Source organism: Bacillus sp. S14(2024) (assembly GCF_050473785.1).
GTDB lineage: Bacteria > Bacillota > Bacilli > Bacillales > Bacillaceae_G > Bacillus_A > Bacillus_A yunxiaonensis.
In genome coordinates, this window is the sequence record NZ_JBFLUP010000006.1 from 3,325,434 (window position 1) to 3,345,366 (window position 19,933).

General features: G+C 35.6%; 20 protein-coding genes and 1 riboswitch. Of the genes, 7 read left to right on the forward strand and 13 right to left on the reverse strand.

All coding sequences use genetic code 11. The features are described from left to right. Positions 1 to 9: 9 nt before the first annotated feature. Positions 10 to 2,049 (reverse strand): transglycosylase domain-containing protein, encoded by a 2,040-nt coding sequence (locus tag AB1279_RS16980; RefSeq protein ID WP_429760000.1) that lies wholly within the window; start codon positions 2,047 to 2,049, stop codon positions 10 to 12. Positions 2,050 to 2,353: 304 nt separating this feature from the next. Between AB1279_RS16980 and AB1279_RS16985 the strand changes: the two genes are divergently transcribed. The 3 genes from AB1279_RS16985 (at position 2,354) to AB1279_RS16995 (ending at position 4,895) form a co-directional block, all read left to right on the forward strand. Further along, positions 2,354 to 2,974: a DUF47 domain-containing protein gene (locus AB1279_RS16985; RefSeq protein ID WP_230573966.1), complete on the forward strand. Its 621-nt coding sequence runs from the start codon at positions 2,354 to 2,356 to the stop codon at positions 2,972 to 2,974. A gap of 11 nt (positions 2,975 to 2,985) precedes the next feature. Next, the gene (locus AB1279_RS16990; protein ID WP_429760001.1) at positions 2,986 to 3,984 is read left to right on the forward strand and encodes an inorganic phosphate transporter; all 999 of its coding nucleotides are present in this window, start codon (positions 2,986 to 2,988) and stop codon (positions 3,982 to 3,984) included. Between the two features lie 110 nt (positions 3,985 to 4,094). Then, positions 4,095 to 4,895 (forward strand): sulfite exporter TauE/SafE family protein, encoded by an 801-nt coding sequence (locus AB1279_RS16995; RefSeq protein ID WP_429751031.1) that lies wholly within the window; start codon positions 4,095 to 4,097, stop codon positions 4,893 to 4,895. Between the two features lie 656 nt (positions 4,896 to 5,551). Here the strand turns inward: AB1279_RS16995 and AB1279_RS17000 are convergent. Continuing rightward, positions 5,552 to 5,776 carry a hypothetical protein gene (locus AB1279_RS17000; protein ID WP_336482743.1) on the reverse strand — a complete coding sequence of 75 codons (225 nt, stop codon included), beginning with the start codon at positions 5,774 to 5,776 and terminating at the stop codon, positions 5,552 to 5,554. A 273-nt stretch (positions 5,777 to 6,049) separates the two neighbouring features. Here AB1279_RS17000 and AB1279_RS17005 point away from each other — a divergent pair, with 273 nt between their 5' ends. Further along, positions 6,050 to 6,562 (forward strand): Crp/Fnr family transcriptional regulator, encoded by a 513-nt coding sequence (locus tag AB1279_RS17005; protein WP_429760002.1) that lies wholly within the window; start codon positions 6,050 to 6,052, stop codon positions 6,560 to 6,562. Between the two features lie 17 nt (positions 6,563 to 6,579). Here AB1279_RS17005 and hmpA read toward each other — a convergent pair whose 3' ends face one another. From hmpA to AB1279_RS17020, 3 genes are all read right to left on the reverse strand, one after another. Beyond that, positions 6,580 to 7,788 (reverse strand): NO-inducible flavohemoprotein, encoded by a 1,209-nt coding sequence (hmpA, locus tag AB1279_RS17010; protein ID WP_429760003.1) that lies wholly within the window; start codon positions 7,786 to 7,788, stop codon positions 6,580 to 6,582. Between the two features lie 303 nt (positions 7,789 to 8,091). Then, on the reverse strand, positions 8,092 to 8,610 hold the full coding sequence (locus tag AB1279_RS17015) for a hypothetical protein (protein WP_429751038.1): 519 nt from the start codon (positions 8,608 to 8,610) through the stop codon (positions 8,092 to 8,094). 124 nt (positions 8,611 to 8,734) lie between these two features. Further along, a complete protein-coding gene (locus tag AB1279_RS17020) occupies positions 8,735 to 9,832 on the reverse strand; it encodes a site-2 protease family protein (RefSeq protein WP_429760004.1) in 1,098 nt (365 codons plus the stop codon). A gap of 140 nt (positions 9,833 to 9,972) precedes the next feature. Between AB1279_RS17020 and AB1279_RS17025 the strand changes: the two genes are divergently transcribed. Continuing rightward, positions 9,973 to 10,152, forward strand: coding sequence for a hypothetical protein (locus AB1279_RS17025; protein ID WP_413789198.1), 180 nt, complete (start codon positions 9,973 to 9,975; stop codon positions 10,150 to 10,152). Between the two features lie 53 nt (positions 10,153 to 10,205). On the opposite strand, the gene AB1279_RS17030 is transcribed toward AB1279_RS17025, so the two are convergent. Further along, positions 10,206 to 11,072, reverse strand: a complete 867-nt coding sequence (locus tag AB1279_RS17030) for a hypothetical protein (RefSeq protein WP_429760005.1) — start codon at positions 11,070 to 11,072, stop codon at positions 10,206 to 10,208. A 111-nt stretch (positions 11,073 to 11,183) separates the two neighbouring features. Between AB1279_RS17030 and AB1279_RS17035 the strand changes: the two genes are divergently transcribed. Then, a complete protein-coding gene (locus AB1279_RS17035; protein WP_429760006.1) occupies positions 11,184 to 11,960 on the forward strand; it encodes a class I SAM-dependent methyltransferase in 777 nt (258 codons plus the stop codon). A 33-nt stretch (positions 11,961 to 11,993) separates the two neighbouring features. Here the strand turns inward: AB1279_RS17035 and AB1279_RS17040 are convergent, their stop codons facing one another. Continuing rightward, complete coding sequence (locus tag AB1279_RS17040) at positions 11,994 to 12,203, reverse strand: hypothetical protein (protein WP_336483020.1); 210 nt, start codon at positions 12,201 to 12,203, stop codon at positions 11,994 to 11,996. Between the two features lie 400 nt (positions 12,204 to 12,603). Here AB1279_RS17040 and AB1279_RS17045 point away from each other — a divergent pair, with 400 nt between their 5' ends. Next, on the forward strand, positions 12,604 to 14,145 hold the full coding sequence (locus AB1279_RS17045; RefSeq protein WP_429760008.1) for a bifunctional metallophosphatase/5'-nucleotidase: 1,542 nt from the start codon (positions 12,604 to 12,606) through the stop codon (positions 14,143 to 14,145). A 160-nt stretch (positions 14,146 to 14,305) separates the two neighbouring features. Here the strand turns inward: AB1279_RS17045 and AB1279_RS17050 are convergent, their stop codons facing one another. From AB1279_RS17050 to AB1279_RS17075, 6 genes are all read right to left on the reverse strand, one after another. Further along, positions 14,306 to 14,938, reverse strand: a complete 633-nt coding sequence (locus tag AB1279_RS17050; protein ID WP_336482734.1) for a response regulator transcription factor — start codon at positions 14,936 to 14,938, stop codon at positions 14,306 to 14,308. After that, positions 14,931 to 15,992 (reverse strand): sensor histidine kinase, encoded by a 1,062-nt coding sequence (locus tag AB1279_RS17055; protein WP_429760009.1) that lies wholly within the window; start codon positions 15,990 to 15,992, stop codon positions 14,931 to 14,933. The genes AB1279_RS17050 and AB1279_RS17055 overlap by 8 nt, the downstream gene beginning before the upstream one ends. After that, positions 15,992 to 16,732, reverse strand: a complete 741-nt coding sequence (gene liaF / locus AB1279_RS17060; RefSeq protein WP_429760010.1) for a cell wall-active antibiotics response protein LiaF — start codon at positions 16,730 to 16,732, stop codon at positions 15,992 to 15,994. The genes AB1279_RS17055 and liaF overlap by 1 nt, the downstream gene beginning before the upstream one ends. Before the next feature lie 255 nt (positions 16,733 to 16,987). Further along, positions 16,988 to 17,650, reverse strand: a complete 663-nt coding sequence (locus AB1279_RS17065) for a PspA/IM30 family protein (protein ID WP_429760011.1) — start codon at positions 17,648 to 17,650, stop codon at positions 16,988 to 16,990. Positions 17,651 to 17,695: 45 nt separating this feature from the next. Next, positions 17,696 to 18,055, reverse strand: coding sequence for a flagellar basal body rod protein (locus AB1279_RS17070; RefSeq protein ID WP_429760012.1), 360 nt, complete (start codon positions 18,053 to 18,055; stop codon positions 17,696 to 17,698). A gap of 221 nt (positions 18,056 to 18,276) precedes the next feature. Beyond that, the gene (locus AB1279_RS17075) at positions 18,277 to 19,593 is read right to left on the reverse strand and encodes a Na+/H+ antiporter NhaC family protein (RefSeq protein ID WP_429760013.1); all 1,317 of its coding nucleotides are present in this window, start codon (positions 19,591 to 19,593) and stop codon (positions 18,277 to 18,279) included. Between the two features lie 97 nt (positions 19,594 to 19,690). Next, a riboswitch (SAM riboswitch) is annotated at positions 19,691 to 19,795 on the reverse strand. Between the last annotated feature and the right edge of the window lie 138 nt (positions 19,796 to 19,933).

Consider the following 19,933-nt stretch of genomic DNA (forward strand, 5'->3'; position numbering starts at 1 on the left):
ATTTATTCCTTAAAAGAATGGAATCCATTCTTTTATTTTATTTATCCAATTTTCCTGTTGCTCTTTTCTCTGTTTTTCTTGCTCTTTTCGTTTTTCCTCTTCTTCTTTTCGCTTTTTTTCTTCTTCAATAGTTTGTAACTGTTTTGTATACTCAGCTTCTGGTATAAGCGACAAATCAAAGTTTTTTTGACTTGGCTGCCCAATTGCTTTTTTCATAATATCTTGAAACATCGTTGTCGTTATTTGACTACCACCAGGAACAAAATGTTCGCTATCCGTTTTATCGTAGCCAACCCAAATGGATGCAACCAATTCTGGTGTATAACCAACAAACCATGAATCTTTTGCACCGCTGCTCGGGCCATCTACAAGTTGTGTTGTACCCGTTTTCCCAGCAGTCTCTACAGATTTAAGTTTTGCTTTTTCTCCCGTTCCTTTCTCTACAACCCCTTGTAATAAATACGTCATCTTTTGTGCCGTTTTTTCATCCGTAACACGAGTTTCTTTTTTATACCATTTCCCTACCATATTCCCTTCACTATCTTGAAGTTCACGAATCGCATGTGCTTCCATTTGTACACCATCATTTGCAAAGGTCGCATACGCTTGTGCCATGACAAGTGGAGACGTTCCTTCACTCATCCCTCCTAGCGCTAACGCATAAGATTGATCATTACCTTGAAGCGGAATACCAAAACGTTCTAAAGACTTCAATCCCTTTTCCAGACCAATTTGCTCTAATAGCCAAACAGCGGGTACATTATAGGAGTTAGCAAGTGCTTCATACATCGTCACATTACCATGGTATACATTCCCGCTATTTTTCGGTGAATATCCATTAATGTCTAGTGGTTCATCTTTTAATACATCATAAACCTCGTATCCTTGTTCCAATGCTGGTGTGTACACTGCTAATGGTTTTAATGTTGAACCTGGCTGGCGTTTTAATTGCGATGCATGATTAAACTGTAAAAATTGATACGGTCCTCGTCCTCCTACAAGCGCTGGAACACTGCCCGTTTTGGGATTCATGAGTACGACACCTGTTTGCATAATCTGATCAGAAGTAGTCTTTGGAAAATAATGATCATTATTCACAACATCTTCTGCCGCTTGTTGCATCTTTGGATCTAATTCTGTGTAAATATGATAACCACCTGATAAAATTTCATTTTGTGTCAAGTTGTATTTGTTCATTGCCTCACGAACAACATAGTCAACATAGTAAGGATATTTCCCCTTATATTGATTTTCGACACCACGGTGAAGTGAAAGCCCTTCTTCCTTCGCTACTTGAAATTGTTTGTCTGTAATATAGCCTTGTTCCTTCATTAAAGAAAGAACAACATTTCTTCTTGTAATCGATTTATTAAAGTCTTTAAACGGTGAATACGTAGACGGCGCTTTAATTAATCCAGCTAAGGTGGCAGCTTCAGGAATCGTCAGATCTTTGACTTCTTTATCAAAATACGTCTTCGCAGCCTTTTTAATTCCCCAAGCTCCTTCACCAAAATAAATTTGATTCAAATACATTTCGATAATTTCATCTTTTGTATATGTACGTTCAATTTTCTTTGTAATAAAATACTCTTTGAATTTTCTTGAAAACGTCCGATCTTGTGTTAAAAATACGTTTTTAGCAAGCTGTTGTGTAATTGTACTGCCCCCAGCAACAACTTCTCCTGCTGTTATATTTTTAATGATAGCGTTAAAAATTCCGCTATAAGATATGCCCCGATGCTTATAAAATTTTTGGTCTTCTACGGCAACAACAGCTTGAGTCATAACGTCTGGGATATCTTTACGTTTAATTCCCTCCATTTTCGAAGAAGACAATTTTGCTGCTACTCGCTTATTTGCATCGTAAATCACTGTTGGCTGAGGTACTGCATGTTTTAATGCCGATATATCTTGAATTGTAATCATAATGTTTACAAAGATAAACAAAGATAAGCCAAAACTTCCTAAAATCAACAATACTATTCGCAATTTTTTTCTTGTTTTGAACCACTCTCGTATACTTTGTAATTGAGTGCTGTTCAACTTCATTCATTCACTTCCTCTATCTTACTTTCAAATGTATATATGAGTAACATCTTTATCTTTACAAATTTTCTCTGATATCGTTATAATTCGTCAAGTCTAAGCTATCCTTTTCATACTTTTTGTTTGAAAAGGACATTCTATAAGTACAAGAATTACTAAAAAAGTGTTAACATTACTAATTTTTCAACTTGTCTAATGTTAAGTTTTTGTAAACTTTTCGATAAAATGTTTTAAAAACCGACAGCTTTTTGATAGAATGAACTAGCCAATATGCTTTACATAACTATTTTTTGGTGGGGGTAACAATATGGTTTTCAAATCGAAAAAAGACAAATTTTCAGAAATGTTAACGAATATCTCTGAAAATTTAAAAGAAGGCGCACAATTTTTTGTGGAGTATAAAATTAAAAACGCAAGTGATTTAAAAGAATTCTCCATGCGCATGAAAGAGTATGAGTCAAAGGGTGACTCATTTATTCACGAAATCATTATGGAATTAAACAAAGCGTTTATCACTCCAATTGAACGTGAAGACATTTTACAACTTGCAATGAGTATGGATGATGTATTAGACGGATTAGATCATAGTGCAGGTCTATTTGAAATGTATTCTATTACAGAAGCAGACGAATACATGATTAAATTCGTTGATGCAATTAATCAGTGTGCGATTGAAATTGCATCGTCTATTGAGTTGATGTCCAATAAAAAGCTACTCGATATTCGTACAAATGCGATCAAAATTAAAGATTACGAATCAAAATGTGATGATATTCGTAGACATGCTATTAAGCATCTATTCTCTCGTGAGAAAGATCCAATTAAGATTATTCAATACAAAGAAATTTACGAAGAATTAGAAGAAGTTGCTGACAGCTGTCAAAGCGTAGCAAATGTTTTAGAAACAATTATTATGAAGAACGCATAAGGAGTTTGATCATGGATACACTCTTGATTTTAACCGTTTTAGTTGTCATTTGTGCTTTAGCTTTCGACTTTATTAACGGATTCCATGATACAGCAAATGCTATCGCAACAGCTGTTTCAACAAAGGCTTTAAAGCCAAGACAAGCCATTCTTTTGGCATCTATTATGAACTTTTTAGGTGCAATGACATTTACGGGTGTAGCAAAAACTATTACAAAAGATATTGTCGATCCATTTACATTACCAAATGGTAGTGTCGTTATTTTAGCAGCGCTAATTGCTGCTATCGCATGGAACTTAATTACTTGGTACTATGGAATTCCAAGTAGTTCATCTCATGCAATTATCGGTGCTATTGCTGGGGCAGCTATCGCTGCTGCTGGGATACATTCATTAAATTATAAAGGCTTCATTAAAATTATTGAAGCTTTAGTTATTTCACCGATTATCGCTTTCGTCATTGGTTTTATCGTATATAGTATTTTTAAAGTTTCCTTTAAAAATTTTAATCTGACGAAAACAAATAAAAATTTCCGTTTATTCCAAGTGTTCACAGCCGCATTGCAATCTTATACACATGGCACAAACGATGCTCAAAAAGCGATGGGTATTATTACAATGGCCCTTATCGCAAATAATTATCATACTTCAACAGATATCCCTTTTTGGGTACAACTCGCGTGTGCAACCGCAATGGGTCTTGGTACTTCTATTGGTGGATGGAAAATTATCAAAACTGTCGGTGGACAAATTATGAAAATCCGCCCTGTAAATGGTGTAGCTGCTGATTTATCTTCATCAATTGTTATTTTCGGTGCAACTTTCATTCATTTACCGGTAAGTACAACACACGTTATTTCATCTTCTATTTTAGGTGTTGGTGCTTCACATCGCGTAAAAGGTGTAAAGTGGGGAACAGCAAAGCGCATGTTAATTACATGGGTCATCACACTCCCTATTTCAGCTTCATTAGCTGCTTTATGCTATTACGTATTAAACCTTATTTTCTAAAAAAAGTCGTCTTCTTATGTAGAAGACGACTTTTTTGTGAACACACATCATTCTGATACAAAACATTGTATAATAATGATGTATTTGTTACAAAAGAGGAGATGTTACAGTTGGAATATATTATGCTATTACTTGTTGGATTATTAGCAGGTACAATTGGAAGTCTAGTTGGTCTTGGTGGGGGAATCATTATCGTTCCGCTACTGATTGGCTTACATAGTCTTTCTCCCCAATTGGCTGTTGGTACTTCAATTGTTACTGTCGTATTTACAGGTTTGGCTTCTACCCTCACATACATGAAGCATAAGAGAGTTGATTACAAAAGTGGCCTTATTTTATTTATAGGGAGTGGTCCTGGAGGAATTATCGGATCATGGGCAAATAAATTTTTAAATCAAAATTCCTTCTCTTTATACTTTGGAATTTTTCTTATTTTCGTATCCATTTTACTGATGCTAAAAGATAAAATGAAGCCCCTTTCCCTTTCAAACAGTTCTGTTATTAAACGCTCCTTTACAACTTCTGAAGGAGAGACCATATTTTATCAGTTTCCACCTTTTCTTGCTACCATTATTTCATTTGGTGTAGGTTTTATTTCTGGTTTATTTGGAATTGGTGGAGGTGCCCTATTAGTTCCAGCGATGATGCTTCTCTTTGCTTTTCCAGCCCAAATCGCTGTCGCTACATCAATGTTTATTGTTTTTTTATCTGCAATTGTAAATTCAGCAACTCATATTTCACTTGGTAATGTAAGCTGGCTCTATGCCCTTGTTTTAATCCCCGGAGCATGGATTGGCGGGAAAGTTGGAGCTTATATTAATACAAAACTAAGCGGTAAAGCTATTATCAATTTATTACGCATTACCTTAATCATTCTCGGTGCACGTATGATTATTAGTTCCATTTTGTAACGCATTCTTTTAGAATGCGTTTCTTTTATATACATGTGTAAAAAAACACTCCTAACATAATACATAATAATGAGCAGGCACAAAGTAAGATAAAATTAGAAATGCGGAAATTTCTCAAGATAATCACTCCTATATTTGTTACATCTTTTGTATTTTATCCTACTCTAACGTACAGTAAGACTTGTCCTGAATTTAGTAGATAAAAATAAAGCGAAACTTCCATTAGCGGGCGATGGAGAATCCCATTTGCTTTATCATACCGAAAAAAAACAACATATACATTTACAATGCCCTAACAATATAGAAGTGAATGTTGCAAATCATATGTAATTATTACATTATATATACAATTTCATTGTTTTACACTTATAGGGTGAAACTTTCATCCGTGGGGATTTTTCCATCCCCCACCTATCTTCTGTAGAAAAGCGGAAGCGGCTCGTTCAGAAGATAGGTGGGGGATGGAGCTTCTGACGTAGAGGTGTTTTTTTATCTCGTAGGAAGAAGCGAAGCCACCGAACATTCTAGCCACTGAAGCTGGACAATGCCTTCACCAAATCTTGAGGTGGAGATCTTAGCGGGATAAACAAAAAACAAGCCGAGAAATGCTTCTCTCCTAAATAAAGAGAAGCATTTCTCGGCTTGTTACATTTCCGTCAGTGTACAAGCGACCATCCCATAAAATCTTCATGGACTTTTCTTGCCCGTTTATCGTTTCTATCATATAATTCTGCATAACTATCTGTTTCTTCATCATAAGCCATCGTATAAATGATTTGTCCATCTATTTCGACCGATAGAACAACTCCACCCTTCATTTCTTCCACATGTATCACTGCATCTGTTGAAATCTTCACATCAGTCATTTTTTCATCTAACATGGTATGCCCCCTAAAAAATATTCCTTTCTAGTACCGTCCTTACACATACACACTAAACAGTATACTACTGTAATATGATATATTTCGTCAATAAAATTGATGGGCTTTATGTGAAGTGTATGCCCTTTTAGATAAATTGACATTTCCATTAGCAGGAGTTTACTAAATTGCAAAATAAAGCTATAACATTTCTTCTGCATTTCATAAAAATAGTCTTATGCAAACAATTCCTCTATAATAAAATGAAAAGCAATATATAAAGAGGTGCTTACATTGATTTTACATAAAGGAGAAATACTATTTCGTCAAGGAGAGGAAGGCCCTCTATATTTTGTAAAAAGCGGTCTATTAAAAGTAGTTCGCTTCCAAGAGGACGGCACGTCTTTTTTATTTAATATTATTGTTCCAGGTGAAACAATCCCTCACCACTCTTTAATATCTCCAAAAGAATATCATGGAACCGCAATCGCTTTAATTAAGACTGAAGTAGAGCCAATTTTATGCAACGCATGGTATGAGCAATTACATGCAAATTCCGAATCTTATGCCGATATCGCCCTTCAGCTGCAAACAAAATTACGAATGATGCAAGAGCGTATTGATCAGCTTACAACCGTTTCTCCAAAAGAGCGGCTACTTCGTTTACAAAAATGGTTTACAACATATTTAGGAGACATTCCAATCTATGAAATTTTAACCCAAACAGAAATTGGTCAACTCATTGGCATCCGCCGTGAAACTGTAAATCGTCTACTTCGAGAACAAACAAAAAACGAGGTGAGTTAACACCTCGTTCTTTTTCATTATTGTAAGCTAGCTGCTGGCCCAAAGAATTCAAAATGAATATTCTCTGGTGTCACGCCCCATTCTATCAAAGCTGTATGAATATGCTTCATAAATGGAACCGGTCCGCAGAAGTAGAACTCCGCTTCGCTGGAAGGAATAATAGTTTGTAACCACGCTAAATCAATGTAGCCTTCTTTATCATAATTTTTTACTTTCTTGTCTTGCTCAGTTGGATTAGAGTAGCAAGTATATACTTTTACTTGTTCATGCTCTTTGGCTACATTTGCAACATAGTCTTTCATTGCGTGTACATCACTGTTTAACGCGCCGTGAATAAAGTATACATTACGGTTTGGCGATTGCTCAATTAATGTATTTAACATACTCATCATTGGTGTAATTCCTACGCCACCACTAATCAATACAACTGGTAACTGTGAATCCATATTCAGCACAAAATCCCCTGCTGGTGCGCTTAGTGGTAAAATATCTCCTTCATTTACATGATCATGCAAATAATTCGATACCATTCCATCTAAACCTTCTGCACCTTTCTCACGTTTCACACTAATGCGATAGTAATCCTTTCCAGGTGCATCTGATAAACTATACTGACGGTTATGTGTATATGTTTCTCCTTCAATATTTAACTGTACACTTACATATTGTCCTGGTAAGAATGAAGATAGCGCTCCCCCATCTTCTGGTTTTAAATAAAAGGATGTAATCACATCGCTCTCTTTTTCTTTTTTCACAACAATAAAATTACGGAAATCTTTCCAACCGCCTGTTTTTCCTGCAGCTTCTTCATACATCTCTGCTTCTATACCAATAAATGCATCAGCGATCACACCATATGCTTCTCCCCAAGCATCTAATACTTCTTGCGGAGCATCAGCTACTTCTTTAATCGCTTGTAGTAAACATTTACCAACAATTGGATAGTGTTCTGCTTTAATACCTAAGCTACGATGTTTATGTCCAATTTGTTTCACAACTGGAATGATCACCGCTAAGTTATCAATATAATTAGCAGCTGCGTATACTGCATTTGCTAATGCTTGCTGCTGTCTCCCTTGTTTTTGATTTGCATGGTTAAAAATATTTAATAGTTCCGGATGCTCAGAAAACATAATTTGATAAAAACGTGTTGTAATCTCTACACCTTTTTCTTGTAATAACGGTACAGTTGATTTTACAATTTCAATTGTTTTTGGACTTAACATACTATCCACTCCTCTATTTCCTTATCTACTGCCATTGTATACGATATCCAAAATCTAAGTTGTGATTTTAATCACTATAAACATGATGTTTTTGTGAAAAACATCATAAAGTGAAACTTTAATCAGCGTCCCCCTATCTACTGTACTTGTCTCTCCATCTTGAGATAAGGTCTTACTGCCCACGAATAGCGGGATAAATGACACCATCTATCTTCTTTAAGAAATTCCTCGTGAGATCGAGAAGAATGTTACTGTATATGAAAGTAATATCAATAATAAAAAGACATACTAAGTATGCCTTTTTTACTGCGCTTGTAATGCCTGTTCTATTACTTTTACATCTTTCCCATTTCCAAACTCTGTATAGCCCCAAATATTCGTTTCACCTGTATATTTATTTACAATAATATCTAAGTCATGATATACACGATGTGCATAAGTGATATATTCAATATTACGATCTGCTACCCCTTTTTTCAAAATCTCATAACTTCGTTTCACATCTCGTTTTATTTGCTTATTTTTCACTTTTTTCTCAAAATCTTTTAAAGAATGCTCCTGTTCTTGAAACCATTTAATGAAATGGCTCCAGTCTCCATCTGTATATTTTTCTGCTTTTCCATAATTTAAAAAGTTGTTATAACTTTCGTGTGTCGTACGAATAAATTGTAATACCTCTTTTGTCTCATCAACCTCTTCTACTTTCGGCATTGCCGCTACACCAGCTGGCTTACTCGCATAGTGTACAAAAAATTTGGTTAAACCGTAACTAGTGATTCCCATGACAATAAGAATTCCAAGTATATTCCACATTTTTTTCATACACCATACTCCTTTTCCTTATATAAATATTACATTTATTTCTATAAAATATAATATTTGTAATTTTCTATAAAGAAGTAGGGATTCCTGTATAAACTGTTCTTATCATTTCGACAACGTTTTTCTACAAATTACGTGTCGGAAGTTGATCTTGTAAGACAATATTTCCTTGGTATGTAGCATATCCGAGTAATACGAGTAAAAGTATATATAAAATGAACATACCAATACGAGTTTTCATATTTGCAGAATAGTACTTTTCATACTGTTCTTTTTCTTCTTCCCACTTATGTAATTTTCGCTCTGACACTGCTACTGCATCTTGCATCAATAAAAGATGCTGTTCTCTTTCCTCTTCATACGGTACGTAATCAAGTGGTTCAAATTTAGGATGCAAGTAATCTAATGCTATTTTTCTTTGACGTTCTTCTTTTGTTAATGTTTTATCTCGTTCTTTTTGACTAAGCATCATCACTTCATGATGCATCATATAGATGGTGCGATGAAGTGCACCCGTTTCTCTCAATTCGTCTTTCAAACGTATAATATATTCTTTTATGGTATCTATTTTCCAACCAAGCTCTTGGATTGGTTGATTTCGCTTTGATACTCTGTGCCATTCTAAACAACCAAATACAAAAATAAATCCAAGAAAAATACTTTTTTGTACAATTGCGTAACCAAGTAATATAACAAGGCCCAGCGCCCAAATTTTCGTACTTACAACAGAAACAATTCGTCCACCATCGAGTGGTGATACGGGAATTAAGTTAAAGAAATTAATCATACTACCAAGCACAATAACAAGTGCCCAGAACGGTTCTTTTGTTATCATATATAGCGGAATTGCTGGCAAAAAAGAAAACAAACCAAATAACGGTCCCATATATGCAATGTATGCCTCGTCTTTTGCGTTTTTAGGCAATTCTTTCATTCCTATAACCGCTCCCATGAATGGGATAAAAATAGCAGGTGATGTTGCAATCCCTTTTCTTCTCGCCGCCCACAAATGACCCATTTCATGAATAAGTAATAAGTATACAAGCGCAACCCCAAATTTCCATCCATATATCGCTGCATAAGCACCAAGAGATAACAACATACTAAATATAGTCGAAAACTTTGCTAGTTTCACAATAGCAAATACCCATTTTAATTTAGATAACAGAAAAACACCAACTGCTGCAACGATTCCCCATAATCCTTTTGTATTTTGTTTCATATTCCTCTCCTTACCAATAGTCTTTTTCTTCTTAATTATGCCATATATTTTAATTTTATTGGGAACGACTGTTTAATTCATCCATTTTTAGCCAATACTATACATGCAAGGAGGTGAAAACAGTGACATTACAAGCTGTTATGATCGGTGCCTTATCTTTTCTAGCTTCTATGCTTATTTTTTATACTGTTGGACATGTATTGCTATTGGATTGGCTGCCAAACAATATTTTTATTAGCTCCATTATCCTTTCTGCACTTATTATCGCTTATTTCATTACGCGAAAATCTATGAATGAACCGTCAACAAAAACAAAATAAAAGAGTGATGAGATTTTATTCATCACTCTTTTTCTCATTTCCTAGAAAAAACTTTACCTTTGTAAATCCATCTTCTCTCCATATTCTTTCACTATTTGAATAATATTTTGAAACGCACCAATCTCCTCTTTTTTATAATTAAACATTTTTAAATCATATTGGTCATAGTACGTTTCTAACATTTTTAGCTGAGACGATGATATGTCGCTAACAGGAATTAAAAAATTTACTTCATACTGTTTATATCCTTCTTTTACTATTTCACCTTGAATTTGTTCACTTTTTTCTTTATTTATTATCTTTTGTACTTTCGGTGGAAAATATATTTGGAAATAATAGTTTTTTTCTTTTTCTAGTTTTTTATATAATGCATCTGAAATTGTGTAATATACTGTATAATGAACTGTATTTTCCTTTGTTTTAATGTGAAAACGCGTAATTTGTAAGTCTTTTTTAGTAATTTCAGTTATAGTTGATGGTTGTTCTGCCTCATTTTGTGTTGAAGGTGCTGTTGGAAATAAAGAAAGCAGCTTCTCTGTATCCACCTTTGATATAATATAGAAATTTTTTGTATCTGTTTCTTTTTGTAACCAACCTGTTCTCGCTTCTGTACGAAGCCAAGCTTTATACCTTTCTTCTTGTCCATTTTTCTTAATGGTAATCACATATTCTGGTTCACCTAATTCACCTATTATGTTTTGTTTTTCCGCTTTATTTATAATATTTGCAATAAGTTTCGCTTCCTCATCCTTCAATACTTTTTCTTCTTGTCCTGTTCTGGATACAATTATTTGTATGTTCTCTTCCATGACATTCCCCGCTTCTTTTGCTGATTTCTCACCTTGTTCTATTTTCTTGCCCATTTGGTTACATGCAACTAATAAGAAAAGAACGAACATGAATAACCATTTTTTTCGCATTGCTCCCATCCTCATTTCTCAAAATAAGAAAAGCTTATTGTTCTCAAAAGAAAACAAAATCAACCTAACAAACAAAATCGGATATAATATACATGAAAGGGGGCTTACAGCATGCCAATAAATTTTCACAGTCCAAACAATAAATATACGTATACAAATCGTCAAGCAACAGATTCATGGACATTTATGATTCAAAATATTGTGAACGTCAAAGAAAAGAGAGTGATTGATATTGGATGCGGTGGTGGTATTTATACAAAACAACTCGCTATGATGGGGGCAGCTGAAGCAGTTGGTTTTGATTTTTCAAATGAGATGCTTGAAGCTGCCAAGGAAAATTGCGCTCACATACAAAATGTTTCATTTGTACAAGGCGACGCTCATAACCTTCCTTTTGCAGATGCAACTTTTGACATTGTTATATCACGAGCTGTTATTCATCATCTAGAGCATATTCCACAATTTTTACAAGAAGCATATCGAATTTTAAAGAGAAACGGTATACTTATTCTCCAGGATCGAACAATTGAAGATTGCACAATTCCAGGAAGTCCAGAACATATTCGCGGCTATTTCTTTTCCTGCTACCCAAAATTAATCCATACAGAAGCAAAGCGAAGACCTAAAACAAATCAAATACTGCATTGGTTACACGACAGCGGTTTCCATACAAATCCTATTGAAACCCTTTGGGAAGTTCGTAAAGTCCATCCTTCAATTGAAAATTTACTTCAAGATTTATCCCCTCGGACAGGTCGCTCTATTTTACATGAATTATCGGACGACGAGCTCTCTCAATTATTAGAGTACATTCAATCTAAATTTCATAATAAATCCCCTATTATAGAACGGAATCGGTGGACTATTTGGACAGCCGTGAAAGAGTAGCAAGCCTCACATATTGTGAGGCTTGCTACTCTTTCATAACCTTGTTCGGCAACACTCTTGATATCCACCGCTTCTTGCCTGTGCTCTACCACACTTCGAACATACTAAAAATCTGGATTGATTTGCAAACAAACTACCTTTATCAAAAAGTAACACTCCTGCTTGTTTAAGCGAACGAGAATAATATAACCATATAAAACCACAAATTGCAGTAATACATAACAATACACCCATTACAAGCATCTTCGTCACCTCTGCTTTGTCTGTTCTTTCCAGCGAGTGGATGATTACATTATTCTCTACATTGAACGATAATTCCTTCTTTTTCTCATGAAAACTCCCCGCAGTTATCCCCCACCTATCTTCTTTAGAAAAGCGGAAGCGGCTCGCTAAGAATCGCAGGACGCTAGGGCTTAAGGCGGAGAGGCGCTTTTCGCCTCGTCCGAGGGGGGTGAAACGACCGAACATTCTAGCCACTGAAGCTGGACAATGCTTCTCTTTCTTGAGGTGGGAGTCTTACTGCCCGCGAATAGCAGGATAAAAAATCTTATAATTCCCACAAAAAATTTACGATTTTTTAATAAAATAAAATGTTGTCCTTCTATTACAATGAAAATACCATTATATGTAAAGGAGTGACAACATGATTAACTTTCTTTTATGTATTCCTTTTCTCATTTCTATAACTCTTTCTTCATTTTTTCCTATTTCAGAACCTTCCGAAATACAAGTGCAAATAATCGGATTAAATGATTTGCACGGACAAATCAATACAACTACAATGCTACACGGACAACCTGCTGGCCGCGCCGATTATATAGCCTCCTATATTAAATCATATAAAGAACAATTTCCCCATACCTTACTTGTTCATGCCGGTGATATGATCGGTGGAAGTCCTCCCATTTCCGCTCTCTTTCAAGATGAGCCAACAATAGAATTTTTAAATATGCTGGAATTTGATGTCGGAACAGTTGGTAATCATGAATTTGACAAAGGTATAGACGAACTAAAGCGACTCATTGATGGCGGTTTTCATCCGAAAACAGGTATGTTTCCGGGTAGCTCTTTTCCTTATGTTTGTGCGAATGTAGTAGCTACTGACACAAATGAACCCCTATTTCCACCATATGCGATTAAGTGGATTGATGGTATCCCCATTGCTTTTATTGGCATCGTAACAAAAGATACACCATTTCTTACTATGCACAATGATATTTCAGCGGTCACTTTTTTAGATGAAGCTACTGCCATTCAAACATGTGTACAAGAATTACAGCAAAAAGGTATCCATGCAATTATCGTTCTTGCTCATCTAGATGGTAAGACAACAGGCGGAATTACTTACGGACCACTTGCTGATTTAGCAAGCAAACTTGATGATGATGTAGATATATTATTTGGTGGACATAATCATTCTTATATGAATGGATATGTGAATGGAAAACTACTCGTTGAAGCGTATTCTTACGGAAGGGCTCTCACGGATGTGCAGCTCACAATCAATCGCAAAACAAAAGATATTACAAAAAAAACCGCAAAGATCCTTCCTACTTATCATAATCAAATACAACCTAATCCAATTATTCGAACATGGCTACAGAGCTATCAAACAAAAATGTCCCCATTAACCGAGCAAATACTTGGAAAAAGCGTACACAAGCTGACACGAGATCAAAATAGAAACGGAGAAGCAGATCTCGGTGCTCTTCTTGCTGCCTCTCAGCGTCAAGCTATGCAAGCTGACATTGCATTTGTCAATCCCGGCAGCATTCGCCATGACTTACCCGCTGGTTTCATTACATGGGAAAATACCTTTCTCATTCAACCTTTTGAAAATAAACTCATTAAAATGGATTTAACCGGTAAAGAAATTCGAAATGCCCTGAATGAACAATGGAATGACGAAATACGTATGTTACAAGTATCTGGAATTCATTACACATGGAAAGAAAATAAGTTAACATTAATTACACTAGAAAATGGTGAACTACTCGAAGATGATGCAACATACTCTGTCGTAGTAAATTCTTTTCTGGCAAACGGAGGAGATAAATTTACAATTTTTCAAAAGGGACGGAATCGCGTTGAAGGCCCGACAGATCAAGAAGCATTTGTAAATTTCATCCGTTCTACTCCATCTTTAGAAAACATTCAAGCTAATCATATTCAAAAAATGGATTGACATCATAAAAAACGTGTTAAAACTACCTACCTTTATATAACAAAGGAATTGGATGGCTCTTACAAGCTATTATTGATGCAGTCGTTGGATATTTGTTTACAGAACTACGATCACATCACATAAAGCAATGCAAAATAAAAAGGCTCTTCTCCGGCCTTTTTTATTTTGTAAGCTGATGACGAAACGCATAAATAACCGCTTGCGTACGATCACTTACATGTAATTTATTTAAAATATTACTTACATGAGTCTTTACTGTTTTTAAAGCAATGAATAGCTCATCTGCAATTTCTTGATTACTCTTTCCTTGTGCAATTAATAATAAAATTTCAAACTCTCGCTCTGTTAAATCTTCATGTAGTGACTGTTCTTTCTTTTGACGCATACGTGACATCATTTTCCCGGTAACTTTCGGTTCAAGCACTGTTTCTCCATCGTACGTTGCTCGCACTGCATCTGCTATATCACTTGCTCTTGATGTTTTTAATAGGTAACTAGTTGCACCAGCTTCAATAACTGGATATAGTTTTTCATCGTCTAAAAAACTTGTTACAACAACAATTTTCGCTTCCGGCCATTCTTGAATAATCGCACGCGTTGCCTCGACACCATCCATTTCATCCATAACAAGATCCATTAAAATAATATCTGGTTTTAATGATAATGCTAATTCTGAACCCTTTCTTCCGTTTTCTGCTTCTCCTACAACTTCAATATCAGGCTGAGTTGATAAATAAGCAGATACACCCATACGAACCATTTCATGATCATCAACGAGCAATACTTTAATCATGCTGTTCCTCCTCTCTATCTATAAGAATCGGCACTTTCACCTCAATTTGCGTTCCTTTATTCGGGAAGCTTAATACCTTTAAAGTTCCGCCAATTTCATGGACACGTTCTTGCATGGAACGAAGACCGTATGATCCAGCTTTATTGACGCCTACTTCAAAACCTACGCCGTCATCAATAATCTTTAAAATTGCATATTCATCAATTTGACGTAGCCTTACTTCTGTTTTCTTTGCTTGTGCATGTCGTAATGTATTAGACAACGCTTCCTGTACAATACGGAATAAGTGATCTTCTACACCTTTTTTCAATTGGATTGGCTCAATCAACCATTCAATCTTCATATGTTGTTTTCTTGAAAGCTCCGTTAATAGTTCTTCAATACCTTCTGTTAATTTTTTTCCTTCTAATTGAACAGGACGTAAATGAAGAAGCAATGCTCTCATTTCCGATTGGGCATTTACAACCATATTTTCAACAAGTTGTAATTGTTTTTGAGTAGCTTCTGATATATTAGAGGTTTGCTCGTTAATTGCCGCCATCATCATCGACATAGCAAAGAGTTGTTGACTTACAGAATCATGAAGCTCCCTGGCTAAACGATGCCTCTCTTCTGAAATAACCTTTTGTCTCATTTCTTCATTCCAATGTGCACGTTCATTCGTTACTTTTTGAAATAATCCCGCTTGCTCCTCTAATCTCCTAGCAAGTACAATTACCTTTCGCTCCACTTCATGGAATTCATCTTCTGCAGTAAACGAAGCATCCTTTGGGAAATTTCCTCGTTCTACTTCAAATAAAAAAGTTGTTAAACCTTGGATACGCTGCTGCATATAATAACCAATTGCATACCCAACAACTCCACCAATGAGAAGACTCGTACAGATGAGAAACAATCCAATTGGGACAGAAGCAATAGATTCTTTCCATAATAAATCGTATACAGATTGCCCACTTTTCCATACATATACAATGGTGCAAATAAATGCAATACTACTAGCAGATAACATAGAGTAGCGAATATACATCCATGAAATATTCTTTTGTCTCTTCATTATACTTTCCTCACTTCCGTATCGCCTACGATAAGCGAAGAAATAATTTTAATACGCCTAGGAGCTTCTTTATAGTGTTCTGTTTTAAATGTTACATTGCGATTAAAACCTGTTTCTTCATGATTCGGAAGCAAAATTCTTCCAATAATAACAGAATGATTTAAAGATAGTTCAATATCATATGGAACATACAAACGAATATTACCAATAACACCACGAATAACAATGACGGTTTCTCCTTCTGGAATCATAGCTGTTGTTAAATCAATTTCAACATCACCAATTCCATACTGGACATTAATATCTTCTAACTCATAAATATGATCCATTATTCGCACGTTACCAACCATTATATTCTTAAGATACGGTTCTGTTCGATAGATTTGTTTTTCTTCATTTATATATCCTTTTTCCTTAATTTCTACCTGTACTATTTTTGACTTCTGCTGACCTTGCATAAGTTGATAACCAACGAAAGCTAAACAAGCAAATAGGACAAGCACGAAGGCTGCTGATGAAAACAGGAAGAATACGAAAATGAGTCCTCCGACAAATAAAAACACATTCCCTCTCACATACCGATTCTTTTTTCGATAATGCCTTCCAAACATAATCATAATAAACGCAAAAACAAGGGCACCCGGCTCAAAATGTCCGAGAATCATATCAAGAACAAGACCAAATCCAAATATAATGAGGAGCATCCCTACAAATTGTGTTTTTGAAAATTGTTTCTTCATCTCAGCTCCCCTTTCTTTTTCATATATAAAATAAAATTTCCATCAGTGTTTTTTCATCCCCTACTGATAGAAAGCCCGCCCACTCGGGCGCATGCCAGCAGTTATCTCCCATATATCTTCTTCGTCTCTCTTTGAATCTTGAGGTAGGGCTTTTACCGCCCGCGAATAGCGGGATAAACAGAAGAAAAAGGTATTGCATTCCAACACCTTTTCTTCTATCACTATATCATAAGCTTGTTTTATAATGTACTACAATTATTTTACTGATTCTTTTGCTAAAGATACTTCATTTTTTTCTTTTAATTCACGCTCAAGCTTTGCAATTTTCATATCAAATGTATCACGTTCATGATCTTCATTCATGCGAAGCTCTAAATCACGAATATGCTCTTCAATTTCTTCAAATCGTAAGAATGGATTATTCTCATCCATTTTATGAAGAGCCGTATTCATACGACGATTAGCATGTGCCATATTTTCGCGTGCCATTAATTCCATACGTTTTGCATTCATTTCTCTTAGCTTGTTTTTCATTTCAGAAAGACGACGTTCTAACTCATCAATTTGTTCCACTACACCTGCATACATTTCTTCTAAGCGAGCTACTTGCCCTTCATAGTATGCTACTTCTTCTAATGCACGTTCATGCAACTGTAATTCCCCTGCTTCTTTTGCAATTATTGCCTGCTTTGATCTCTTATTTACGAAATAACGAGCCTGCTCAAGTTCACGAGCAAAGTTAGCTTTTAATGTTTTATGTCGCTGAATTAGCTTTTCAATTTTTGTTACTTCACGCTCGCTATCACGTAAATATTGGTTTAACATCGCAATTGGATTTTTTCTTTCCTTTTCGTCTAAAGCATTATGAAAATCTGCAAGTATTGCCTCACGTACACGTCCGAATAATGATTGTTTCATTTTAAATCTTCCTCTCTTCTACTTTATTATTTTAGTTGTTTAATATTAGTTATTTTTCATTAATTTGTTCCACTCATCTTCAAAGTTGCTATATGGTTTAGAACCTTCTGAAGCAGAATTTACTACTACATCTTTTTCTTTTTTCCACTCACGGTATCCGTAGTATAGAACTACTAGTGCTACGATACCGATTAATGCTGGGGAATGAGAAAGGGCGATTGACAAGCCGATTAAACCGACAATACCCCAAGCTAACTTTCCAAAAAATGATTGTGCTCGCACAAATGATTTATAGCTCCAGTACACAATCCCTGCTCCAATTGCTAACCCTACAATACCAGCAAGACTACCAAGAGCAATCAAAGCCAAAATACCGGCTGCGATAAACGCTAAAAATTGTTTCATCTTGTGCTTGCCTCCCTTCGTTTTGATACTCTTATCTTAACTATTTCTTCATTTTTCTATAACGAGCTTAAGAACTGTTTTCTTCTCAGACTTAAGTCCTATTTCCTTTCAGACTCTTACTGTAATGAAATGTAGTGAAGCTTCCATCAGCGGGGGCTTACTGCCGGCGAATAGGGGAATAAATAAAAAAAGATGTCTTCTGCAAGACATCCTCTTTTTCATTATGCTGTTTTATGATATTCCTTTTTTTCAACTACAGGTGAAAGACGCGGGAAATTAATTACAATTGAAATAATACCGCAAACCGCAACTAACATTGGATAAAATGAGTACGGTAATAACTCAACTGGTGAAAGTGAAGCAAATCCTGCCGCTGTTAACATTTGCGCACCGTACGGGATTAACCCTTGCACGCTACAAGAAAATAAATCTAACAAGCTCGCAGATTTTTTCGGATCAATATTGTATTGATCTGCAACATTTTTTGCCAGTGGGCCTGTGAAAATAATAGAAATCGTATTATTTGCTGTGCACATATTTGTCATACTTACAAGACCAGCAATTCCAAATTCTGCACCCTTTTTCGAACGAATATTACGCGTTAGTATATTCATTAAATAATGAATGCCGCCGTTATATTGGATAATTTCAACCATTCCACCGATTAAAATCGCTAATAATACCATCTCCATCATACCATTAATTCCTACTGTAATACTTTTAAAGAAACTCGCTAATGTGTAACTTCCATCTAACATGCCAATGATACCAGCTAACACTGTTCCTCCAGTTAATACAACTAGTACGTTACATCCGAGCAGCGCTGTAATTAACACCCCTGCATACGGTAAAATTTTCACCCAATTAAACGCATGTGCTGTCATATTTGTATGAGTTCCTAACGTAAGAACGATTAAAAGTATACTCGTAATAATGGCAGCTGGTAATACAATCAAGAAGTTTGTTTTAAATTTATCTTTCATTTCCGTTCCTTGTGTACGCACCGCAGCAATTGTCGTATCTGAAATAAAGGATAAATTGTCACCAAACATCGCTCCGCCAACAACTGTCGCCATAGCTAGTGCCATAGAAATATCCGTCTGCCCACTAATTCCTACTGCAATTGGCCCCAATGCTGCAATTGTCCCCATTGACGTTCCCATCGCTAATGAAATAAACGCACCAATAATAAACAGTCCAGCAACTAACAAGCTTTGCGGAAAAATAGTAAGTGCTAAGTTTACTGTCGCTTCAACAGCGCCCATACCTTTTGCCGTTTCAGAAAATGCACCTGCTAATACAAAGATTAATACCATAATCATGATATCTGGATTGCCAGCCCCTTTAGCAAAACGTTCAACCTTTGTCGTAAAGTTCTCTTTTCTGTTCATTACTAACGCAACAGAAACTGCAATTAATATAGCTACTACGATTGGTAACTTATAAAAATCTCCTGTAATCACACCAGAACCAATAAATAGTGCTAAAAATATACCAAGCGGCAATAATGCCCATCCATTTCCTTTTGTTTGTTCCAAAGTAATATCCTCTCCTATTTCTAAACCCTTCCTTCACAAGAGCGAAAAAGACCTCTTCTGAAGAGAAGAGGTCTTATATATCATATAAGAAACACTCTTCTCATCTATCAAGCATATCGCTTGCTGGATTTGGCACAGCACTCTACATGAGTCCGCTGCCGAGGCATCGTAGGGCCAGTCCCTCCGCCTCTCTTGATAAGAAGGTTTCATATTATATTTTGTGTAAGTCAATCCTTTACTACTTTACTCGCTGCAAAAGAAAATGTCAAATATTATTTCTATCCAAATAGTTGGTATTTTTTGATATTTATACGAAATTAAAAATAAATCACCCGTTTCC

What these genes read in the sequence shown, in the direction of transcription:
- AB1279_RS16980 (WP_429760000.1), bottom strand. Translation starts at nt 2,049, where the DNA reads ATGAAGTTGAACAGCACTCAATTACAAAGTATACGAGAGTGGTTCAAA.
- AB1279_RS16985 (WP_230573966.1), top strand. Translation starts at nt 2,354, where the DNA reads ATGGTTTTCAAATCGAAAAAAGACAAATTTTCAGAAATGTTAACGAAT.
- AB1279_RS16990 (WP_429760001.1), top strand. Translation starts at nt 2,986, where the DNA reads ATGGATACACTCTTGATTTTAACCGTTTTAGTTGTCATTTGTGCTTTA.
- AB1279_RS17000 (WP_336482743.1), bottom strand. Translation starts at nt 5,776, where the DNA reads ATGTTAGATGAAAAAATGACTGATGTGAAGATTTCAACAGATGCAGTG.
- hmpA (WP_429760003.1), bottom strand. Translation starts at nt 7,788, where the DNA reads ATGTTAAGTCCAAAAACAATTGAAATTGTAAAATCAACTGTACCGTTA.
- AB1279_RS17015 (WP_429751038.1), bottom strand. Translation starts at nt 8,610, where the DNA reads ATGAAAAAAATGTGGAATATACTTGGAATTCTTATTGTCATGGGAATC.
- AB1279_RS17020 (WP_429760004.1), bottom strand. Translation starts at nt 9,832, where the DNA reads ATGAAACAAAATACAAAAGGATTATGGGGAATCGTTGCAGCAGTTGGT.
- AB1279_RS17025 (WP_413789198.1), top strand. Translation starts at nt 9,973, where the DNA reads ATGATCGGTGCCTTATCTTTTCTAGCTTCTATGCTTATTTTTTATACT.
- AB1279_RS17030 (WP_429760005.1), bottom strand. Translation starts at nt 11,072, where the DNA reads ATGCGAAAAAAATGGTTATTCATGTTCGTTCTTTTCTTATTAGTTGCA.
- AB1279_RS17035 (WP_429760006.1), top strand. Translation starts at nt 11,184, where the DNA reads ATGCCAATAAATTTTCACAGTCCAAACAATAAATATACGTATACAAAT.
- AB1279_RS17040 (WP_336483020.1), bottom strand. Translation starts at nt 12,203, where the DNA reads ATGCTTGTAATGGGTGTATTGTTATGTATTACTGCAATTTGTGGTTTT.
- AB1279_RS17045 (WP_429760008.1), top strand. Translation starts at nt 12,604, where the DNA reads ATGATTAACTTTCTTTTATGTATTCCTTTTCTCATTTCTATAACTCTT.
- AB1279_RS17050 (WP_336482734.1), bottom strand. Translation starts at nt 14,938, where the DNA reads ATGATTAAAGTATTGCTCGTTGATGATCATGAAATGGTTCGTATGGGT.
- AB1279_RS17055 (WP_429760009.1), bottom strand. Translation starts at nt 15,992, where the DNA reads ATGAAGAGACAAAAGAATATTTCATGGATGTATATTCGCTACTCTATG.
- liaF (WP_429760010.1), bottom strand. Translation starts at nt 16,732, where the DNA reads ATGAAGAAACAATTTTCAAAAACACAATTTGTAGGGATGCTCCTCATT.
- AB1279_RS17065 (WP_429760011.1), bottom strand. Translation starts at nt 17,650, where the DNA reads ATGAAACAATCATTATTCGGACGTGTACGTGAGGCAATACTTGCAGAT.
- AB1279_RS17070 (WP_429760012.1), bottom strand. Translation starts at nt 18,055, where the DNA reads ATGAAACAATTTTTAGCGTTTATCGCAGCCGGTATTTTGGCTTTGATT.